General features: G+C 64.7%; 14 protein-coding genes, 2 pseudogenes and 1 riboswitch. Of the genes and pseudogenes, 6 read left to right on the forward strand and 10 right to left on the reverse strand.

Features of this window, described 5'->3' with window-relative positions; translation table 11 throughout:
• Window positions 1-49 precede the first annotated feature (49 nt).
• Window positions 50-741: pseudogene (locus tag VGO12_RS28100) on the forward strand (NnrU family protein).
• A gap of 23 nt (window positions 742-764) precedes the next feature.
• On the opposite strand, the pseudogene VGO12_RS28105 reads toward VGO12_RS28100, so the two are convergent.
• The 4 genes and pseudogenes from VGO12_RS28105 to VGO12_RS28120 all read right to left on the reverse strand — a co-directional run bounded on the left by VGO12_RS28105 (window position 765) and on the right by VGO12_RS28120 (window position 4,925).
• A pseudogene (locus VGO12_RS28105) lies at window positions 765-1,260 on the reverse strand (RbsD/FucU family protein).
• Window positions 1,261-1,294: 34 nt separating this feature from the next.
• Window positions 1,295-2,308: an ABC transporter permease gene (locus VGO12_RS28110; RefSeq protein ID WP_327516011.1), complete on the reverse strand. Its 1,014-nt coding sequence runs from the start codon at window positions 2,306-2,308 to the stop codon at window positions 1,295-1,297.
• A gap of 1 nt (window position 2,309) precedes the next feature.
• Entirely contained in the window at window positions 2,310-3,875 is a 1,566-nt protein-coding gene (locus tag VGO12_RS28115) for a sugar ABC transporter ATP-binding protein (RefSeq protein WP_327516012.1), read from the reverse strand.
• Window positions 3,876-3,992: 117 nt separating this feature from the next.
• Entirely contained in the window at window positions 3,993-4,925 is a 933-nt protein-coding gene (locus VGO12_RS28120) for a sugar ABC transporter substrate-binding protein (protein WP_327516013.1), read from the reverse strand.
• 299 nt (window positions 4,926-5,224) lie between these two features.
• Between VGO12_RS28120 and VGO12_RS28125 the strand changes: the two genes are divergently transcribed.
• Window positions 5,225-6,226, forward strand: coding sequence for a LacI family DNA-binding transcriptional regulator (locus tag VGO12_RS28125; RefSeq protein ID WP_327516014.1), 1,002 nt, complete (start codon window positions 5,225-5,227; stop codon window positions 6,224-6,226).
• Window positions 6,227-6,295: 69 nt separating this feature from the next.
• Here the strand turns inward: VGO12_RS28125 and VGO12_RS28130 are convergent, their stop codons facing one another.
• Genes VGO12_RS28130 through bioB form a run of 5 tightly spaced genes read right to left on the reverse strand, consistent with a single transcriptional unit; the run spans window position 6,296 to window position 11,346 of the window.
• Window positions 6,296-7,285 carry a beta-ketoacyl-ACP synthase III gene (locus VGO12_RS28130; RefSeq protein ID WP_327516015.1) on the reverse strand — a complete coding sequence of 330 codons (990 nt, stop codon included), beginning with the start codon at window positions 7,283-7,285 and terminating at the stop codon, window positions 6,296-6,298.
• A complete protein-coding gene (locus tag VGO12_RS28135; protein ID WP_327516016.1) occupies window positions 7,282-8,550 on the reverse strand; it encodes an adenosylmethionine--8-amino-7-oxononanoate transaminase in 1,269 nt (422 codons plus the stop codon). Before VGO12_RS28135 ends, VGO12_RS28130 begins: the two co-directional genes overlap by 4 nt.
• Window positions 8,547-9,185, reverse strand: a complete 639-nt coding sequence (bioD, locus tag VGO12_RS28140) for a dethiobiotin synthase (protein WP_327516017.1) — start codon at window positions 9,183-9,185, stop codon at window positions 8,547-8,549. The genes VGO12_RS28135 and bioD overlap by 4 nt, the downstream gene beginning before the upstream one ends.
• Window positions 9,186-9,187: 2 nt before the next feature.
• Complete coding sequence (locus VGO12_RS28145; RefSeq protein WP_327516018.1) at window positions 9,188-10,327, reverse strand: 8-amino-7-oxononanoate synthase; 1,140 nt, start codon at window positions 10,325-10,327, stop codon at window positions 9,188-9,190.
• Window positions 10,324-11,346: a biotin synthase BioB gene (gene bioB, locus VGO12_RS28150; RefSeq protein ID WP_327516019.1), complete on the reverse strand. Its 1,023-nt coding sequence runs from the start codon at window positions 11,344-11,346 to the stop codon at window positions 10,324-10,326. Before bioB ends, VGO12_RS28145 begins: the two co-directional genes overlap by 4 nt.
• 425 nt (window positions 11,347-11,771) lie before the next feature.
• Window positions 11,772-11,893: riboswitch (TPP riboswitch) on the forward strand.
• A gap of 161 nt (window positions 11,894-12,054) precedes the next feature.
• On the opposite strand from bioB, the gene thiO reads away from it, so the two are divergent.
• From thiO to VGO12_RS28170, 4 genes are read left to right on the forward strand one after another with little or no spacing between them, the layout of a single operon-like run.
• Window positions 12,055-13,026: a glycine oxidase ThiO gene (thiO, locus tag VGO12_RS28155; protein WP_327516043.1), complete on the forward strand. Its 972-nt coding sequence runs from the start codon at window positions 12,055-12,057 to the stop codon at window positions 13,024-13,026.
• A complete protein-coding gene (thiS, locus tag VGO12_RS28160; protein ID WP_327516021.1) occupies window positions 13,023-13,220 on the forward strand; it encodes a sulfur carrier protein ThiS in 198 nt (65 codons plus the stop codon). Before thiO ends, thiS begins: the two co-directional genes overlap by 4 nt.
• A gap of 3 nt (window positions 13,221-13,223) precedes the next feature.
• Complete coding sequence (locus tag VGO12_RS28165; protein ID WP_327516022.1) at window positions 13,224-13,997, forward strand: thiazole synthase; 774 nt, start codon at window positions 13,224-13,226, stop codon at window positions 13,995-13,997.
• On the forward strand, window positions 13,994-14,599 hold the full coding sequence (locus VGO12_RS28170) for a thiamine phosphate synthase (protein ID WP_327516023.1): 606 nt from the start codon (window positions 13,994-13,996) through the stop codon (window positions 14,597-14,599). Before VGO12_RS28165 ends, VGO12_RS28170 begins: the two co-directional genes overlap by 4 nt.
• Window positions 14,600-14,629: 30 nt before the next feature.
• On the opposite strand, the gene VGO12_RS28175 is transcribed toward VGO12_RS28170, so the two are convergent.
• The gene (locus VGO12_RS28175; RefSeq protein WP_327516024.1) at window positions 14,630-16,318 is read right to left on the reverse strand and encodes an amidohydrolase family protein; all 1,689 of its coding nucleotides are present in this window, start codon (window positions 16,316-16,318) and stop codon (window positions 14,630-14,632) included.
• Between the last annotated feature and the right edge of the window lie 105 nt (window positions 16,319-16,423).

Below are 16,423 nucleotides of genomic sequence, written 5' to 3' on the forward strand. Positions count from 1 at the left end.
GATAACGGCCTCATGCGTTCGCTTTGACGCCGGTTACGAGACGATCGACATGAGCTACTTCCTCTTCGCCTTTGCCGTTTTCCTCGCCCTCCATCTCGTCCCGGCCTGGCCGGCCCTCAGAGAGGGACTGATCGACAGGCTCGGGCGCACCACTATTTCGCCGGCTACTCGCTCCTGTCGCTGGTCGCGCTCGGCTTCGTCTTTCACGCGGCGCTGCAACTCGATTTCGTGGCACTCTGGCAACCGGCGGCATGGCAGGCCTGGGTGACGTTGCTCTTTGCTCCGCTCGGGATCTTCCTGGTGCTGGCCGGCCTCTTCAGCGGCAATGCCCTCTCCATCTCGATCTGCCGGCCAGGTACCCGTCCAGGCGCGATCATTGCAATCACCCGCCATCCGGTGCTCTGGGGCTTCCTCATCTGGGCCGCTGGACACATCGTCGCGAACGGCGACGTGCGCTCGGTGATCCTCTTCGGCGGCTTCGCGCTGTTTTCGATCGGCGGGTTCTTCATGCTGGAGAAGCGCGCGCGACGACGCCTCGGCGACGACTGGCCAGCGACCTCGAAGGGGACGTCCGTGTGGCCCCTGGCTGCGGTCCTCAAGGGCGAGGTCGCGCCGCATATCGACCTGGCGATGATCGTTGCGGCGCTCGCCACCGCGGCCATCACCGCGCTGCTTCTTGCCGGCGGGCACGAGGCCCTCTTCGGCGTCGACCCGCTCGTTCAGGCGACCGCTTTCGATTAGCTCGCCCCGGAACAACCGCCGTTCTACACAGCAAGGCGCGAGATCGGCGCCCATCCCGCCGCACCCCAATGGCGCACGGGCTGAACCACGCCTTTCGTGAACAGAAAGCAGGCGTGGAGGCGCGCTTCCCCCGTGACGATGATGCAATAGGCGCGCTTTGCCTCCTCGTAGAAGGCGAAACGCTCGATGGCGTACATTATCGGCGCGTCACCTTCGGAGCCGACGATTTCAGCCTGCACCTCCGCCTGGACCTCCGGCATTTCCGTCGCCGTGCCATCCGGCCGCATCCGTGCCGCCGAAGGCTGCAGCGGGGTGTCGAGCGGCATGACCGAAAGCAGAGCCCGTGCGGCCCGCGCTGCCGAGACGTTGGCGATGGAGAGCGGCAGGCCGAGCCGGGTGTGACGGGCGATGGTGTCGGCTGGAATTCGCGTCGACAAGCGCGATCCGGTCCCCTTGTCCCATCGAGCGAAGCGCATGCAGCACGTCGGCGCTGAGCGCCGGGTCGATGTTCTTGAGCATCAGCGTTATCTCCTGACTTCGACAGCCGGCAGCGTCAAACGCCCGTCAGCCGCTCGCGATACTTGTCAATGATGACGGCAAGGATGATGACGACGCCGGTGATCATCTGGCGCATGAAATCGCTGAGGCCGAACAGGATGAGGCCGTTGGCAAGCACCCCGGTGATGCAGGCGCCGAGCAGCGTGCCGATGACGGTGCCGCGACCGCCGTTGAGGCTGGTGCCGCCGATGATCACGGCGGCGATCGCGTTCAGTTCGAAGCCGATGCCGATGATCGGGCTCGCGATGTTGAGGCGCGCCATATAGACCATAGCCGCGATGCCGACCAGCGCGCCGGCAATGGTGAACGCGGCCACCTTGTAGAACATCAGCGAGTGGCCGGCGAGGCGCACGGCCTCCTCGTTGTTGCCGATGCCGTAGAGCAGCCGGCCGAACACCGTCTTCGACAGCACGAACCAGGCGATCGCGACCAGCAGCAGCGCGATCAGGAAGACCACGGGTATGCCGAAGATCATTTGCGAGCCGAAGGCGTTGAAGCTCGGCGGGAACGAATAGATCGTGCGCGCATCCGTCACTTGCAGGGCCGCACCGCGGGCGATGTTGAGCATGCCGAGCGTGACGATGAAGGACGGCAACCCCCAGAAGGCGCTGATCCAGCCATTGAGGAAACCGCAGACGACCCCGGTGCCAACAGCGGCAAGGGTCGCGAGCGTCACCGCCTGAAAGACGGAGAGATCGGGAATCGTCAGCACCGTGCCGCCGACCACGGCGCAGAAGGCGAGCATCGAGCCGACCGAGAGATCGATGCCGCCGATCAGGATGACGAAGGTCATGCCGACGGCGAGGATCAGGTTGATGGTGATCTGCGTCAGGATGTTGGAGATGTTGTTCGCCGTCAGGAAGTGCTCGGTCGAGACCGAGAAAAAGACGATCAGAAGCAACAGCGCCAGCCCGATGCCGGCATCGCGCAACAGCACCTTCGGCGACCAGGCGGCAAACCGGCGCGCATCGGCGGTGTCGCCGGCTTGTGTCTTTTCGAGTGCTTGCATCTTACGGCCCCGCGTGTTGCTGCTCGCCCTGGTAGGCGTATTGGAGAATGCGTTCTTCGGAGAATTCCGGCCGCGACAGTTCGCCGACGACGCGGTGCTGCGACATCACGAGGATGCGATCTGAAAGGGTCATCAGCTCCGGCAGTTCGGAGGAGACGATCAGCAGCGCGAGACCGCGCTCGGCGAACTGGCGGATCAGCGCATAGATCTCGGCCTTGGCGCCGACATCGACGCCCCGGGTCGGCTCGTCGAGCAAAAGCACCTTCGGATTGCGCGCCAGCCACTTGGCGAGCACCACCTTCTGCTGGTTGCCGCCGGAAAGCGTCGCGGCGTTCCTGTCAGGCCCGCCATATTTCAGCTTGAGCTCGGCGCCGAGCCTTTCGGTCACGGCGTTCTCCGCCTTGCGGTCGAGAATGCCGGCACGCGATACGTCCGACAGCGACGCGAGGGTGACATTGGACGCAATCGGCATGTTGAGGATCAGCCCCTCTTCCTTGCGGTCCTCGGTGACGAAACCGATGCCGGCATTGATCGCCTCGCGCGGCGAGCGGAAGGAGACGGGCGCGCCTTCGAGGCGAAGCGCGCCGGAGAGCGGTCGCTCCGCAGCCGCGATCGCGCGCAAGAGTTCGGTGCGCCCGGACCCGACAAGGCCGGCGATACCGAGGATTTCGCCCTTGTGCAAATTCAACGATATGCCTTCGACATGCGGGGATTGCACATGGCGAAAGTGGTGGAGCGACAGCGCCTCTTCGGGGCGAGCCAGCGACACCATCTCGCTTGCCATCTGCTGCTGCAGCTTGCGGCCAACCATGGCGCGCACCAGCTCGTCCTGGCTGGTCTCGGCGATCGGCCGCGAGAACACGGTCTCGCCATTGCGCAGCACCGTGACCCGGTCGCAGATGCGGAACACCTCGTCGAGGTGATGGGAAACGAAGATGATCGAAACGCCGCGACTGCGAAGCTCGTCGATGATCGCAAACAGCCGCTCGGTCTCGCGTGACGTCAGGGTTGCCGTCGGCTCGTCGAGGATCAGGATGCGGCTTTCGGTCATCAGCGCACGGGCCACCTCGACAAGCTGGCGATGGGCGATGCCCAGCCGCTCGACCGGCCAGCGCACGTCGATGTCGTTGAGCCCGATGGCGTCGAGTGCTGCGCGTGCTCGCGCGTTCATTTCCTGCCGTTTGACGACGCCGAAGGCGTTGCGCGGCAGATGCTCGACGAAGATGTTTTCCGCCACCGACAGATAGGGCAGCAGGTTGAACTCCTGAAGCACCACCTGCAGGCCGTTGGCCTTGGCTTCACGCGGCGTTGCCGGCGCATAGGCGCGGCCCGAAAGGGTTATCGCTCCCTCGTCCGGCCGGACGATACCGCACAACACCTTGATCAGCGTCGATTTTCCAGCACCGTTCTCGCCGATCAGGCCATGCACTTCGCCCGGCTGAACGGACAGGCTGACGCCGTTCAGCGCCTTGGTGCCGCCAAAGGCCTTCTTGACGTCGTGCAACTCCAGAACCGGCGGCGTCGAAACGCCGCTCGCCCCCGCGCGCACGGTTTCCACAGTGATCATGATCTCGCCCTTGAAAGTCAGGCAGCCGGGGACGGAGCGCTTTGCTTCGTCAAGACCGCCGCCTCTTGCCCAAGCCGCACCGGGCGACGCCCGGCGCGGTTCGAAGTCAAATAAGGGCTACTTTACATCATCCTTGGTCACGAGCTTGATGTCGGTCTTGACCCAGCCTTCGAGCTTGGGGCCGCCGGCAACGACTGCGAGCGCCTTGTCGATGGCGTTGGCCGCCATTTCCGAGCCGAACTGGTCGACGGTCGCCAACAGCTTGCCGTCCTTCAACATCGGAGCGACGGCCGGCACATTGTCGAAGCCAACCACCTTGATGTCGCTGCGGCCGGCGGCATCGAGCGCCTTGACCACGCCGATCGCCATGGAATCATTGGCGGCGAGGACGCCCTGGATATCCGGATGCGCGGTCAACATCGTCGAGAAGACGGAGTTCGCCTCCTCCGTTTCCCAATGGGCGGTGCGGGAATCGATGAGGTCGAGCTTGCCGGCGGCAATGGCGTCCTCAAAGCCGAGCTTGCGCTGTGCGGCATTGTCGGCGCCCGGATTGCCCTCGAGGATGACGACCTTGCCGCCGGCGCCCAGATCCTTGGCGAGGGCATCGCCGACCAGCTTGGCGCCGCCACGATTGTCCGGACCGACGAAGGCGAGATCGATGCCGGCGTCCTTCTTTGCCTGCTCGTCAAGGGAAACGTCGAAATTGACGACGACGATGCCGGCATCCATCGCCTTCTTCAGCGGCGCGACCATCGCGCGGCTGTCGGCCGGCGCGATCACGATCGCATCGACGCCTTGTGTAATGAAGTTCTCGACACCGTTCAGCTGGCTCTCGAAATCGGTCTCGTTCTGCATGCCGATGGCTTTGAGCTCGTAGTCGCCGCGCTTCTTGGCATGCGCCTCGGCGCCTTCGAGCATGTTCTTGAAGAAGTCGTTGGCAAGCGACTTCATGACGAGGCCGACGACGGGCTTGTCGGCAGCAGCGGCGATCGTCGGCAGCGCAGTTGCAACGGTGAGCGCGACGATGGATGCGAAATGGGAAAGCTTCATGGGTGTTCTCCTCCGGTGAAAAGACGGTCCTCCAACCATCAATGAAACGTTTCATCGCAGCTCCATGCGACGCGCGCTTCCAGCGTTAGAAGATCGAAACATAACATCATTGTCAATATGAAACGTTTCATCACGCTGCATTTTATGCTGGCGAACGCTACCGGTTCGCGGCATTCTCTGATTTAAGAGAAGGAGGCAGCGCGGCTCGCTCGAGGCGCCGCCACTGCCCGTAAGATCTTGATCCGCTGCACGATTTCATCTGCTGCCGGTTCAACGCATGAGACTGGGGAGCCAAGCATTTGAACCCGACGATCAAGGATGTTGCCCAACGCGCCGGCGTTTCCGTCGGCACGGTTTCGCGGGTCCTTGCCAAGAACAAGACCGTCAACGAGGACATCCGTCTGAAGGTCGAGGCGACGATCGAGGCGATCGGCTACCGTCCGAACATCCTTGGCCGCAGCCTCAGGCTGGCAAAGACCGACATCATCGGTCTCGTCGTCCCCGACATCACCAACCCGTTCTTTGCCGAACTCGCCAAACACGTGGAGATGCTCGCATCCGCCGAAGGCCATTCGGTTCTGCTTGCCAACACCCATGACGATCCGGAAGCGGAGAAACAGCAGATCGAGACGCTGCTTGGCCGTCTGCCCGCCGGGTTGATCCTCGTGCCGGTCAGCAACAGCCTCGTCGACACTCTGGTGACCCGCACGCGCACGGTGACCGTCGACCGCCCCTTGAGCGGCCACGCGCTCGTCGCCGTCGACAACCGTCACGGCGGATATCTTGCCGCCGATCATCTGCTTTCCCTTGGGCACCGCCGGCTCGGCTATATCAGCGGCCCGAGCACCACCGAGGTGTCGGGCGAACGGCGTGAAGGTTTTCTCAGCCGCCTCGCCGCGTTCAGCGAAACCCACTCGGGCGAACATGTCGCGCCGCAGGTGCTTGAAGGTCACTTCGACTACCGCTCCGGCGAAGAGCTCGGCAAGAAGATGTTGATGCAGCCCGCGGGCACCCGCCCGACGGCGATCGCAACGGCCAGCGACCAGCAGGCGATCGGCCTGTTGCGCGCCGCCGGCGACATGGGACTGCGTGTGCCGCACGACCTGTCGATCGTCGGCTTCGACGATATCCCGCTTGCCTCTCTGGTCCAGCCACGTCTGACGACCATTCGCCAGCCGATCGACGAAATGGCCCGCCTGGCGCTGAAGGGCGTGCTCGGCAGCCATAGGCTGGAGGAGGAATACAAGCTGCAGCCGGTGTTGATCGAGCGGGGATCCTGCGCTCACCCGGCAAACGCCTGACGGTTGACGGGCGGGCCAGCCATGCCGGATCCGGCGGAGCGCCGGGCGACAGTCGCCTTCAAATGCGCGCTAGAAGCCGAGCACCACAGCCCCTCCGGTCAGCCCGGCGCCTGCAGCCGTCAAGAGCAGTTTCTCGCCGGCGACGAACGGCCTTGCCTGACGGGCAAGCGACAGCGACAGCGGGATCGTCGCTGCAGATGAATTGCCATAGTCCGCGATGGTGCGCACGGTCCTTGCCGGCTCGATGCCGAGGCGATCGCAGGCGGCGTCAAAAATCCGGGCATTGGCTTGATGCGGCACGAAGCGGCTGATGTCCGAGGCACTGCAGCCGGCGGCATCCATTGCCGAGACGGCGCAGGTCGCCATCATCTCCACCGCCTGCGAAAACATCTCCCGCCCGTCCCGCATCGTCATCAGGACGTCCGCAGCCTGCATGCCCGGCTCGAAAGGCCGGCTGCTGCCGCCGGCGGCAATCGAAATCAGATCGTAACGGCTGCCATCGGCCGCAAGATCGACACCGAGAAGACCCGTCCGGATATCGTCGGATGGCGCAACGACGACGGCACCGGCGGCGTCGGCGAAGAGCACGGCGCTTGCCCGCTCCGCCGGATTGATCCGGCGGCTGAGGATGTTTGCGGCCACCACCAGCACCGGCTTGCCCTGCGCGCGCACGAAACCGTCGGCGAGTGTGAGGGCATAGAGAAACCCAGAACAGGCGCCGGCAAGATCGATCGCGCCGGATCGGTCGAGGCCGAGACGATGGGCGAGCAAGGGTGCGGAGGGCGGCAACAGGTGATCGGGCGTCGAAGTCGCAAGCAGGGTCAGGGCGATATCGTCCCTTGGCATTGCAGCCTGATTGAGCGCAGCTTCGCCAGCCTCTGTCGCAAGACCGGTCAGCGTATCGCCATCGACCGCCCAACGCCGCTCGGCAATTCCGGTGCGCCTAAGGATCCAGCCGGGCTCAAGATCAAGCATCGCCTCGATCTCGGCATTGGCCACGCGACGGTCCGGCACCGCATGGCCGAAGCCGACAAGCCGGGATGAGCGCGCCCCGCTCACAGCCGCCCCGCAGCAAACAGCCCGGCCGCCTCGTCGATCGCCTCATAGGCCCGCTTGAGCTCGTCCTCGGTCACGCAATAGGGCGGCATCAGGTAGATGACATTGCCGAGTGGGCGGATGAGCAGCCGTCGCTCGCGGAAAAAGGCGCGAAGCCGCGGCCCGGCCTCACTGAGATAGCCGCCTGCCGGAACCGAGAGATCGAGCGCCGCGATCGTCCCGATTTGCCGGATATCACTGAACCTGGGATCGCCGGCAAAGCGCGCCAACTGCCGCTGCTGCCGTTCGACAAGCGCTTCGATACGCGTGCCGACCGGCTCTTGCCGCCACACCTCGAGATTGGCAAGCGCCGCCGCACAGGCGATCGGGTTGGCCGTGTAGGAACTCGAATGAAAGAACGTCTTGCGCCGATCTGTCGAAAGATGCGCTTCGAAGATCTCCCGCGTGCACAAGGTGGCGGCCAAAGGCAACGCTCCGCCAGTCAGCCCCTTGGAGGTGCACAGGATATCCGGCGAAATATCCGCCTGCTCGCAGGCAAACAGCGTGCCCGTGCGGCCCCAGCCGGTCATCACCTCGTCGGCGATCAGCAAGGCGCCATGGCGCTCGGCGATCCGCTTCAGGTCGCGCAGGACTGAGGCCGGGTAGGATTTCATGCCACCCGCGCCGAGCAGCAACGGTTCGACCAGCAGGGCCGCAACCTCGCCGGTCGCACAGCATTCCTCGAAGGCGTCCAGCGTCGCCTGCTCGCGCCCGGGCTCTGGGAATGGCACCCGGTCGACGGAAAAGAGCAGCGGCGCATAGGCGGCATTGAAGACGCCGCGCTCACCCGTCGACATCGTGCCGATCGTATCGCCGTGATAGCCATGCTCCATCACGCAGACCCGGTGGCGCGGCCGGCCTGAAGTGTGGAAGAAGCCGAGCGCCATCTTCAGCGCGACTTCGACCGCCGTCGAGCCGCTGTCGGAATAGAAGACATGTGCAAGCCCCGGCGGCGCAATGCCGATCAACCCCTCGGCGAGCGCTTCTGCCGGCGCGTGCGTGTATTCGGCAAAAATGATCTGGTCGTAGGTTTCAGCCGCTGAACGGATCGCCCCCATGATGACAGGATGGCGATGGCCGTGGGTGATTACCCACCAGGACGAGATTGCATCGAGCATGCGCGCACCGTTCTCCTCGACGAGATAGGCGCCCTCGGTGCGGGCAATGCGACGCATCGCCGGTTCCAGCGCATGCTGGGTGAACGGATACCAGACGGCCGAGTTTTTCATGCCCCCACCGCGCTGAAATCGGCGACATCGAAACTGTCGCGGAAGGCCTGTCGCAGTCGATCCGGCGTCAGCGGATCGAGAAGCGGCAGCCGCCCGAGGCGACGGACCTTTGCCATCTCAGGGATGACCGTCTCGGTATCCGGCTGAGCGTCCCCGATGAAGACGACGCCGAGCACCGGAATGGCGCGGCAACGGAGCGCCTCGAGCGACAGAAGCGTATGATTGATCGTTCCGAGAGCGGTGCGGGCACACAGCACCACCGGTATTTTCCAGCGGGAGAACACGTCGGCGAAAACCGTGTGGTCGGTGAGCGGCACGAGAAGGCCGCCCGCGCCCTCGATCACGAGCGGTCGATCGAGCATGGGTGGCGCAAGATCGTCAGGCTGGATCGCAACGCCGTCGATCCGCGCGGCGAGATGCGGCGAGACGGGTGTGTTGAGCCTGTAGGCTTCCGGCAGGATGCGGTTCGGCGGAATGCGGCCGAGCCTTTGCACGATCTGGCTGTCGGTCTCCTCGTCGAGGCCGGATTGCACCGGCTTCCAGTACGAGGCGACAAGCGCATCGGTGAGCACCGCCGAAAAGATCGTCTTGCCGATACCGGTGTCCGTACCCGTCACCACGACGCGATGTGTCATCTTCATTCCTCCGCCATGGCGATCTTGAGCCGTTGCAGCATGTGCCCGATCGTCGCTTCGTCGACATTGAGCGTGATGGCGATGCGCAGCCGGGCCGTGCCTTCCGGCACCGTTGGCGGGCGGATCGCCCGGATGTCGTAGCCCTGTTGCCGCATGCGCGCGGCGATCCGCACGGCCCGGGCGTTCTCGCCGACGATGACCGGCAGGATCTGCGAGCCGCTGCCTTCGATCCCGAGGGTCTCGGCAAGGGCGCGATTGGCGAAGTCGCTGAGCCTTTCGAACCGCAGCCGACGCGCCGGCTCGTTCGAAAGCATCGCCAGCGCTTCGCGAACCGCAGCGGCAATCAGCGGCGACGGCGCCGTCGAATAGATGAAATTGCGGGCTCGATTGACGAGGTAGTCGCAAAGAACGGCGCTGGCGCCGACGAGCGCGCCGGAAACGCCGAGCGCCTTGCCGCAGGTGTGCAGCACCACGACATTTTCCCGGCCCTCAAGTTGCGTCGAGAGGCCACGACCGCCGGGGCCGAAAACACCGGTCGCATGTGCCTCGTCGACCACCAGAAAACCGTCGAACCGCTCGGCGACCGCGGCGAATTCGGCAAGCGGCGCCCGGTCGCCGTCCATGGAATAGAGGCTTTCGACCGCGATCCAGGGGCGTCCGGTTCCGCCGGTCGCGCGCCAGTTCCTGATCGCGTCGGCGACAGCCCCGGCGTCATTGTGCCGGACTGCGATCGCCGGGGCTTTGCTCGCGGCCATGCCCTCGTGCACGCTCGCATGGACGAGGGCATCGTGGACGATCAGGTCGTCCCGCTGCGGTAAGGTCGAAAACAGCGCGCTGTTGGCGGCGTAGCCGCTGTTAAAGAAAAGCGCGCGTTCCACGCCAAAGAACGCGGCTGCCTCCGCCTCCAGCGCCTCGTGCTCCGGATGATTGCCTCTGAGCAGCCGCGAGCCGCCGGATCCGACCGGCACGCCGCGCGCGACGGCGGCGGCAACCGCCGCCATCAGCTGCGGCGAGCCGGCGAGCGCCAGATAGTCGTTGGAGGTGAAGTCGGCGCCGCCAGCCGCAACGAGGGCGCGGCGGCGCCCCTTGCGGTCGAGTCCGGCAAGCGTCCGGTCGTAATCGCCAAGCAGGCGCGCAGTCATTCGGCCGCATCCTGTTCCGCCGCGGGGCATTCCCGTTCGAGCGCCATCGGTTTAAGCCCGAGGCGACTAAAGAGCGCGGCGTCGTGATCTTCGCCGGGATTGTCCGCCGTCAGCAACGTCTCGCCGACGAAGATCGAATTGGCGCCGGCAAAGAAACAGAGCGCCTGCATCTCGTCGCTCATGTCGGTGCGGCCGGCCGAAAGGCGGACATGCGAGCGCGGCATCAGGATGCGCGCGAGCGCAATGGTGCGGACGAAATCGATCGGATCGATCGGGGGCGCATCGGCAAGCCTGGAACCCGGGATCGGGATCAACATGTTGATCGGCACGCTCTCGGGCGGCGCGGGCAGGTTGGCGAGCGTCACCAGCATCGCGATGCGGTCTACGATCGTCTCCCCCATGCCGAGAATGCCGCCGGCGCAGACCTTGATGCCGGCGTCGCGCACATTCGCGAGCGTCTCCAGCCGGTCTGCGAAGCTGCGGGTGGTGATGATCTCGCCGTAGAAGCGCTCGGACGTGTCGACATTGTGGTTGTAATAGTCGAGCCCGGCGTCGGCGAGGCGGGCCGACTGCTCCGGCGTCAACATGCCGAGCGTCATGCAGGTTTCCATGCCCAGCGCCCGAACGCCTGTGACCATGGCGACGATCGCCTCCATGTCACGCTCCTTTGGGCTGCGCCAGGCAGCCCCCATGCAGTAGCGCGTCGCGCCACCCGCCTTTGCCTTCGACGCTTCGGCAAGAACCCGCTCGACCTGCATCAGCTTCGATGCCTTGAGGCCGGTCGGGTAGTGCGCCGACTGGCTGCAATAACCGCAATCCTCGGCGCAACCGCCGGTCTTGATCGAAAGCAACCGGCTCATCTGGATCGCGTTCGGATCGAAGTGCGCGCGATGGACCGAGTGGGCGCGGAACAATAGATCGTTGAACGGCAGATTATAGATTTTTTCGGCATCAGCCAGAACCCATTGCGCCCCGGCGACCGGCGGCTCCTGCGTACAGACCGCGGATTCATCCAACATGTTCACCCTTCCCGCGCACTCGGCGACCGAAAATAGATAGATTGTAGTATTATCTATAATTTTGAGAAATGCGCTTGTGATCAAGCACCTATAAGCAGCCAAGGTAAAATTACACAACCATTACATGTATTCCGCGTACGGATTCTGAAAAATCCGCCGGATGGAAACCATGTGCGCCGTCGAGCGGAACGCCACCCGCAAGGCACCCGAACACGGACCCGAACTCCCACCGAACCTCAACATTTCCGCCGATTTTCATGTGGTGCGACGCCGCGACGCTTCGTCAGCTGGAACCGAACACCAGGAGAGGCAGGTATCCAAGATCCCACGCGGAAATTTTATAGATAATTTTTCCCGGAGCGCGTTGTTACGTCGGAACCACCGGAGAGGGCCTTGACAAGAACGGCGACCGCCGATCTCCTTGGGGCATTCACCAGGGGTGTCCCGCCAAGGGGCTGAGATTCTGCTAGGCGATCGATCGCGGCGCAGTGACCCGTTGAACCTGATCCAGTTCATACTGGCGTAGGGACGGTGCAGACATCGCTGCCGCAATCGTCGCGTTCGCGCGAGCACCGACCGGCAAGGCGTCCTTCCCTCTCTTGCGGTCAGAACTGGGTTCCAACAATGGAGCCTCGGAATGTCGAACCGCGTAATCCCCCTTCCTGACACCGGCGCGTGTCGCGCCCGCAACCGGCAGGGCCGATGACGATGCGCGTCCTCGTCAAAGGCGCCGGCGTCGTCGGCCTGACGCTGGCCCACGAGCTCGCCGCCCGTGGCGTGGAGGTGACCGTTTTCGAGCCTGAACCCGGGTTTGCAGCGAGCGCATCCTGGTTTGCCGGCGGCATGCTTGCCCCCTGGTGCGAACGGGAAAGCGCCGAGGAGCCGGTCCTGACGGATGGCATCAGCGCCATCGACTGGTGGGACCGCACACTTCCCGGCGAGGTCAGCCGCAACGGCACGCTCGTGGTCGCGCCGCCGCGCGACACGGGCGAACTCCGGCGCTTTGCCGCGCGCACCTCCGGCCTCGAATGGCTCGACGCAGCGGCGATCGCCAGGCTGGAGCCGGCGCTCGCAGGCCGCTTCCAGCACGCGCTGTTCTTTGCCGGCGAGGCGCACCTCGACCCACGCCGGGCGCTCCAGTCGCTGCGGCGGAAGCTCCAAGACCGGGGCGTCGCCTTCGTCGACGCCATCGACGGAGATCAAGGCGACAGGCTCATTGCCGACTGCACCGGTGCTTCGAAAATCGGCAGCGCCGAAGGCCTGCGCGGCGTGCGCGGCGAAATGCTTTACCTGCAGACCAGCGAGGTGGCGCTGTCGCGGCCCGTTCGCCTCATCCACCCCCGCATTCCACTCTACATCGTGCCGCGCGGCGAAGGCCTCTTCATGTGCGGCTCGACCATGATCGAGACCGACGATCGCGGCCCGATCACCGCCCGCTCGATGATGGAGCTCTTGAACGCCGCCTATGCGTTGCATCCGGCCTTCGGAGAGGCGCGGCTCGTTGAAACCGGCACCGGCGTCCGTCCGGCCTTTGCCGACAATCTGCCGCGCGCCACGCGCACCGGCAACACCGTCACGCTCAACGGGCTCTATCGCCACGGCTTCCTGCTTTCACCGGCGCTGGCCGCGACGGCGGCCGACCTTATGTGCGGACGGGACATGAAAGGAGATGCTCGATGAAACTGACCGTCAACGGCGAGGACCACGACCTCGCCATCGAAACCCTTGCCGAACTTCTGGCCGCCCTCGATTTCGAGGGCGACTGGCTGGCCACTGCCGTCAACGGCGAGCTTGTGCACCGGGCAGACCGCAAGGCGCACGCGCTTTGCGACCGCGACCGGATCGAAATTCTCTCGCCGATGAAAGGAGGCTGAGACATGCTGACGCTTTATGGACAGGACCTCAGCTCGCGGCTGCTGCTCGGCACCGCCCGCTACCCCTCCCCCGCCATTCTCGAAGACGCGGTCCGGTCGTCAGGCACGGGGGTCGTCACGGTTTCGCTCCGACGCGAGACCGCCGGCGGCCGCCAGGGCGGCGCCTTCTTCGAGATGATCCGGGGGCTTGGCGTGCGGGTTCTGCCGAACACCGCCGGCTGCCATTCGGTATCGGAAGCCGTGCTGACTGCGAAGATGGCGCGCGAGGTCTTTTCCACCAGCTGGATCAAGCTCGAGGTGATCGGCCATCACGACACACTCCAGCCCGACGTCTTCGGGCTGGTCGAATCGGCGCGCATCCTCAGCGCCGAAGGCTTCGACGTCTTCCCTTATACCACCGACGATCTCGTGGTGGCCGAGCGCCTCGTCGAGGCCGGCTGCAAGGTGCTGATGCCCTGGTGCGCGCCGATCGGCAGCGCCATGGGTCCGCAGAACCTGCAGGCCTTGCGCACCATGCGGGCGCATTTCCCCGATATCCCGCTGATCGTCGACGCTGGCATCGGCCGGCCGTCGCACGCAACGACGGTCATGGAGCTCGGCTTCGACGCCGTGCTGCTCAACACCGCCGTTGCCGGCGCGGCAAAGCCGGCACTGATGGCGTCTGCCTTTGCCCGCGCGATCGACGCCGGCCGCGAGGCCTTCAACGCCGGCATGCTTGAGCCGCGCGACTTTGCCGTGCCCTCGACACCTGTCATCGGAAAGGCAGTCTTTGCATGAGCCTCGATCCCTTCTATCTCATCGTCGACAGCGCAGACTGGATCGACCGGCTGGTGCCCGTCGGCGTCAGGCTGGTGCAGCTTCGTATCAAGGAACGCTCGCAAGTGGAGCTTCGCGACGAAATCCGGCGCGCAAAGGCGGTCTGCGCGCGCTACCGTTGCCAGCTGATCGTCAACGACCACTGGCGTCTTGCAATCGAGGAAGGCTGCGATTTCGTCCATCTCGGACAGGAAGATCTGGTCGATGCCGATCTGGCCGCGATCCGCAGCGCCGGCCTGAAGCTCGGCCTCAGCACCCATGACGAGGCGGAGCTTGAGACGGCGCTTGACGCCAAGCCCGACTATGTGGCGCTGGGGCCGATCTACCCGACGATCCTGAAGAAGATGAAATGGCAGCCGCAGGGCCTTCCCCGTCTTGCCAGCTGGCGAGAGCGCGTCGCACCGCTGCCGCTGGTCGCGATCGGCGGACTGAACGTCGAACGGATCGACGGCGTGTTCGAGCACGGCGCCGACAGCGCCGCCGTCGTCACCGACATCACCCTCAACGCCGACCCCGAGGGCCGGACACGGGAGTGGATCGAAAAGACGGCGCGCTGGCGATGAAAGTGCCGGCGCCGGCCGGGATTCGCACCGTCAGGCGATCGTGAGCTGCGACAGCCAGGTGACGTCCAGATTGCGCTTGCGGCAATAGGCCATGAGCCTGTCGCGGGTCGGACCCGGCCGGTCGAGGCCGAGGTAACGCGAAGCGTTTCGCCAGAGGATGTTCTGCTGATGCTCGTCGCTGATCTTGGCGAGCCGCAGTTCGTCGACGATGCGTGGGACGTAGGCGTTGTAGTCCTTTTCGAGCGCCATCATCGACCAGTCGGTGCCGAACATCAGGTGCCGGGCGTCCCGGTCGTAGGTCTGCAGCCACTGGTCCAGCAACACGCGGATCTTTTCGTGCAGGCTGGCATCCGGATCGCTGACCAGTTCGCTGAGATAGCTGAGGTCGGCAAACAGGTCCGGGCGGCGCTCATGGGCGATGGTCGTGCCGATGATGTCTTCCCATGTCGGTGGCCCGGAAAACTTGTCTTGCGCACAGTTCACCATCACGCCGGTCGGCGCGCCCGGCCGCAGGACCTCGTCGAAGGCGCCGAAATGCGCCAGATTGATCCGGAGGTCGTTGTAGCGGTTCGTGTCGAGCAGCGCCTTCCAATAGGCAGGGCTTGCCAGATTGCCGAAGCCGCAGCCGGCGCCGATGCTGTTTTCCGCATGCGCCATGATCGGAACGCTGTGCTTTTGGCACCAGTCGTAAAGGCGCTTGAGCGCCGCATCCATTGCGGGATTGGCGTTTCCCCAGGCCTTGAAGCCCATTGGCGGATAGATTTTGACGCCGATGAACCCCTTTTCCATGATCGCATACTGGACGGTTTCCAGTGACGAGCCCTTCTTCTCAATCTCGCGATGCGGATCGAACCCGACAAAGCTGTGCATGTGGATGCCATGCCGCCTGATGACGAGCTGCTGCACCTCGTCCATGACATCCACCTGGTCGTGCTGCGGCGAAGCCCTGCCGCCGATTGATTTCTGGAAGTCGAGAATGCTCGGCGTAATCAGCGAGAACTGGCATTTGGACGCAAAGATCCGCGCATAGGTATCGGCCAGATCCTCCCGGTAGTCCTGCATCAACCGGACGAAGGCAAGGTAGGTGCCGATCTTTTCGTGCGACTTGGCAGCCGTGGCCAGGGCGTCGACGTCCTCTTCGGCGAGGCCGCCCGAACGCCGCTGAAACGTCTGCGGAAGCGTGGCTGTGCCGCCGAGCTGCCTCAGCAGACCTGCATGATCAGGCGTTTCGCCGCCGCGGCTGCGCGCAGCGAAGGTCGACTGCTGCTCGCCGGCGCGCTCGACCAGGAGCTTGATCGCCTCGCGCAGTTGTTCGTCCTTCAACCGCTCGCGTTCCTTGGCGGACGGCCGCGGCACCTCTCTTCGAAGGATCGCGGTTTCGTCCCGGGCCCTGGGCGCCACATCGCCAAGTGCGGTGACGAGAAACACCACAAGCGCATTTTCCAGGCCCTTCGCCTCGACCGCATCCGTCGAGAGCCGGGCATCGAGCCGCTTCTCGCGCAGCGCCACATAACGCACGAGCCCCTCCACGGGCACATCGGCCGCGTTGAAGAAGTGGCAGTGAACGTCGATGACCGGGTGCGGAAGCTGGCAGGCTGCGGCCGGAGGCCAGTCGGTCCGGCATCCTGAAAGCACGTTTGCCGCCACGCCCGCCGAGACAAGCCGCAACACGTCGCGCCGCGTCACGGCGGCAACCGGCCCCGCCCAACCAACCCCCATTATCCCCTCCTGCTGCGAGATCCCCTCGAACAATCGGGCAAACATTACTCCGTCCGCGCGCCCCACGAAACAGATATTTACTTGCCGTTACTGCCATAACCTAGA

This window comes from Ensifer sp., assembly GCF_035999135.1.
In the GTDB taxonomy this organism is placed as follows: domain Bacteria; phylum Pseudomonadota; class Alphaproteobacteria; order Rhizobiales; family Rhizobiaceae; genus Ensifer.

Coding starts and splice junctions, on each gene's coding strand:
- thiS (WP_327516021.1), top strand. CDS start 13,023: ATGAAACTGACCGTCAACGGCGAGGACCACGACCTCGCCATCGAAACC.
- VGO12_RS28115 (WP_327516012.1), bottom strand. CDS start 3,875: ATGATCACTGTGGAAACCGTGCGCGCGGGGGCGAGCGGCGTTTCGACG.
- bioB (WP_327516019.1), bottom strand. CDS start 11,346: ATGTTGGATGAATCCGCGGTCTGTACGCAGGAGCCGCCGGTCGCCGGG.
- VGO12_RS28110 (WP_327516011.1), bottom strand. CDS start 2,308: ATGCAAGCACTCGAAAAGACACAAGCCGGCGACACCGCCGATGCGCGC.
- bioD (WP_327516017.1), bottom strand. CDS start 9,185: ATGACACATCGCGTCGTGGTGACGGGTACGGACACCGGTATCGGCAAG.
- VGO12_RS28145 (WP_327516018.1), bottom strand. CDS start 10,327: ATGACTGCGCGCCTGCTTGGCGATTACGACCGGACGCTTGCCGGACTC.
- VGO12_RS28165 (WP_327516022.1), top strand. CDS start 13,224: ATGCTGACGCTTTATGGACAGGACCTCAGCTCGCGGCTGCTGCTCGGC.
- VGO12_RS28175 (WP_327516024.1), bottom strand. CDS start 16,318: ATGGGGGTTGGTTGGGCGGGGCCGGTTGCCGCCGTGACGCGGCGCGAC.
- VGO12_RS28120 (WP_327516013.1), bottom strand. CDS start 4,925: ATGAAGCTTTCCCATTTCGCATCCATCGTCGCGCTCACCGTTGCAACT.
- VGO12_RS28170 (WP_327516023.1), top strand. CDS start 13,994: ATGAGCCTCGATCCCTTCTATCTCATCGTCGACAGCGCAGACTGGATC.
- VGO12_RS28135 (WP_327516016.1), bottom strand. CDS start 8,550: ATGAAAAACTCGGCCGTCTGGTATCCGTTCACCCAGCATGCGCTGGAA.
- thiO (WP_327516043.1), top strand. CDS start 12,055: ATGCGCGTCCTCGTCAAAGGCGCCGGCGTCGTCGGCCTGACGCTGGCC.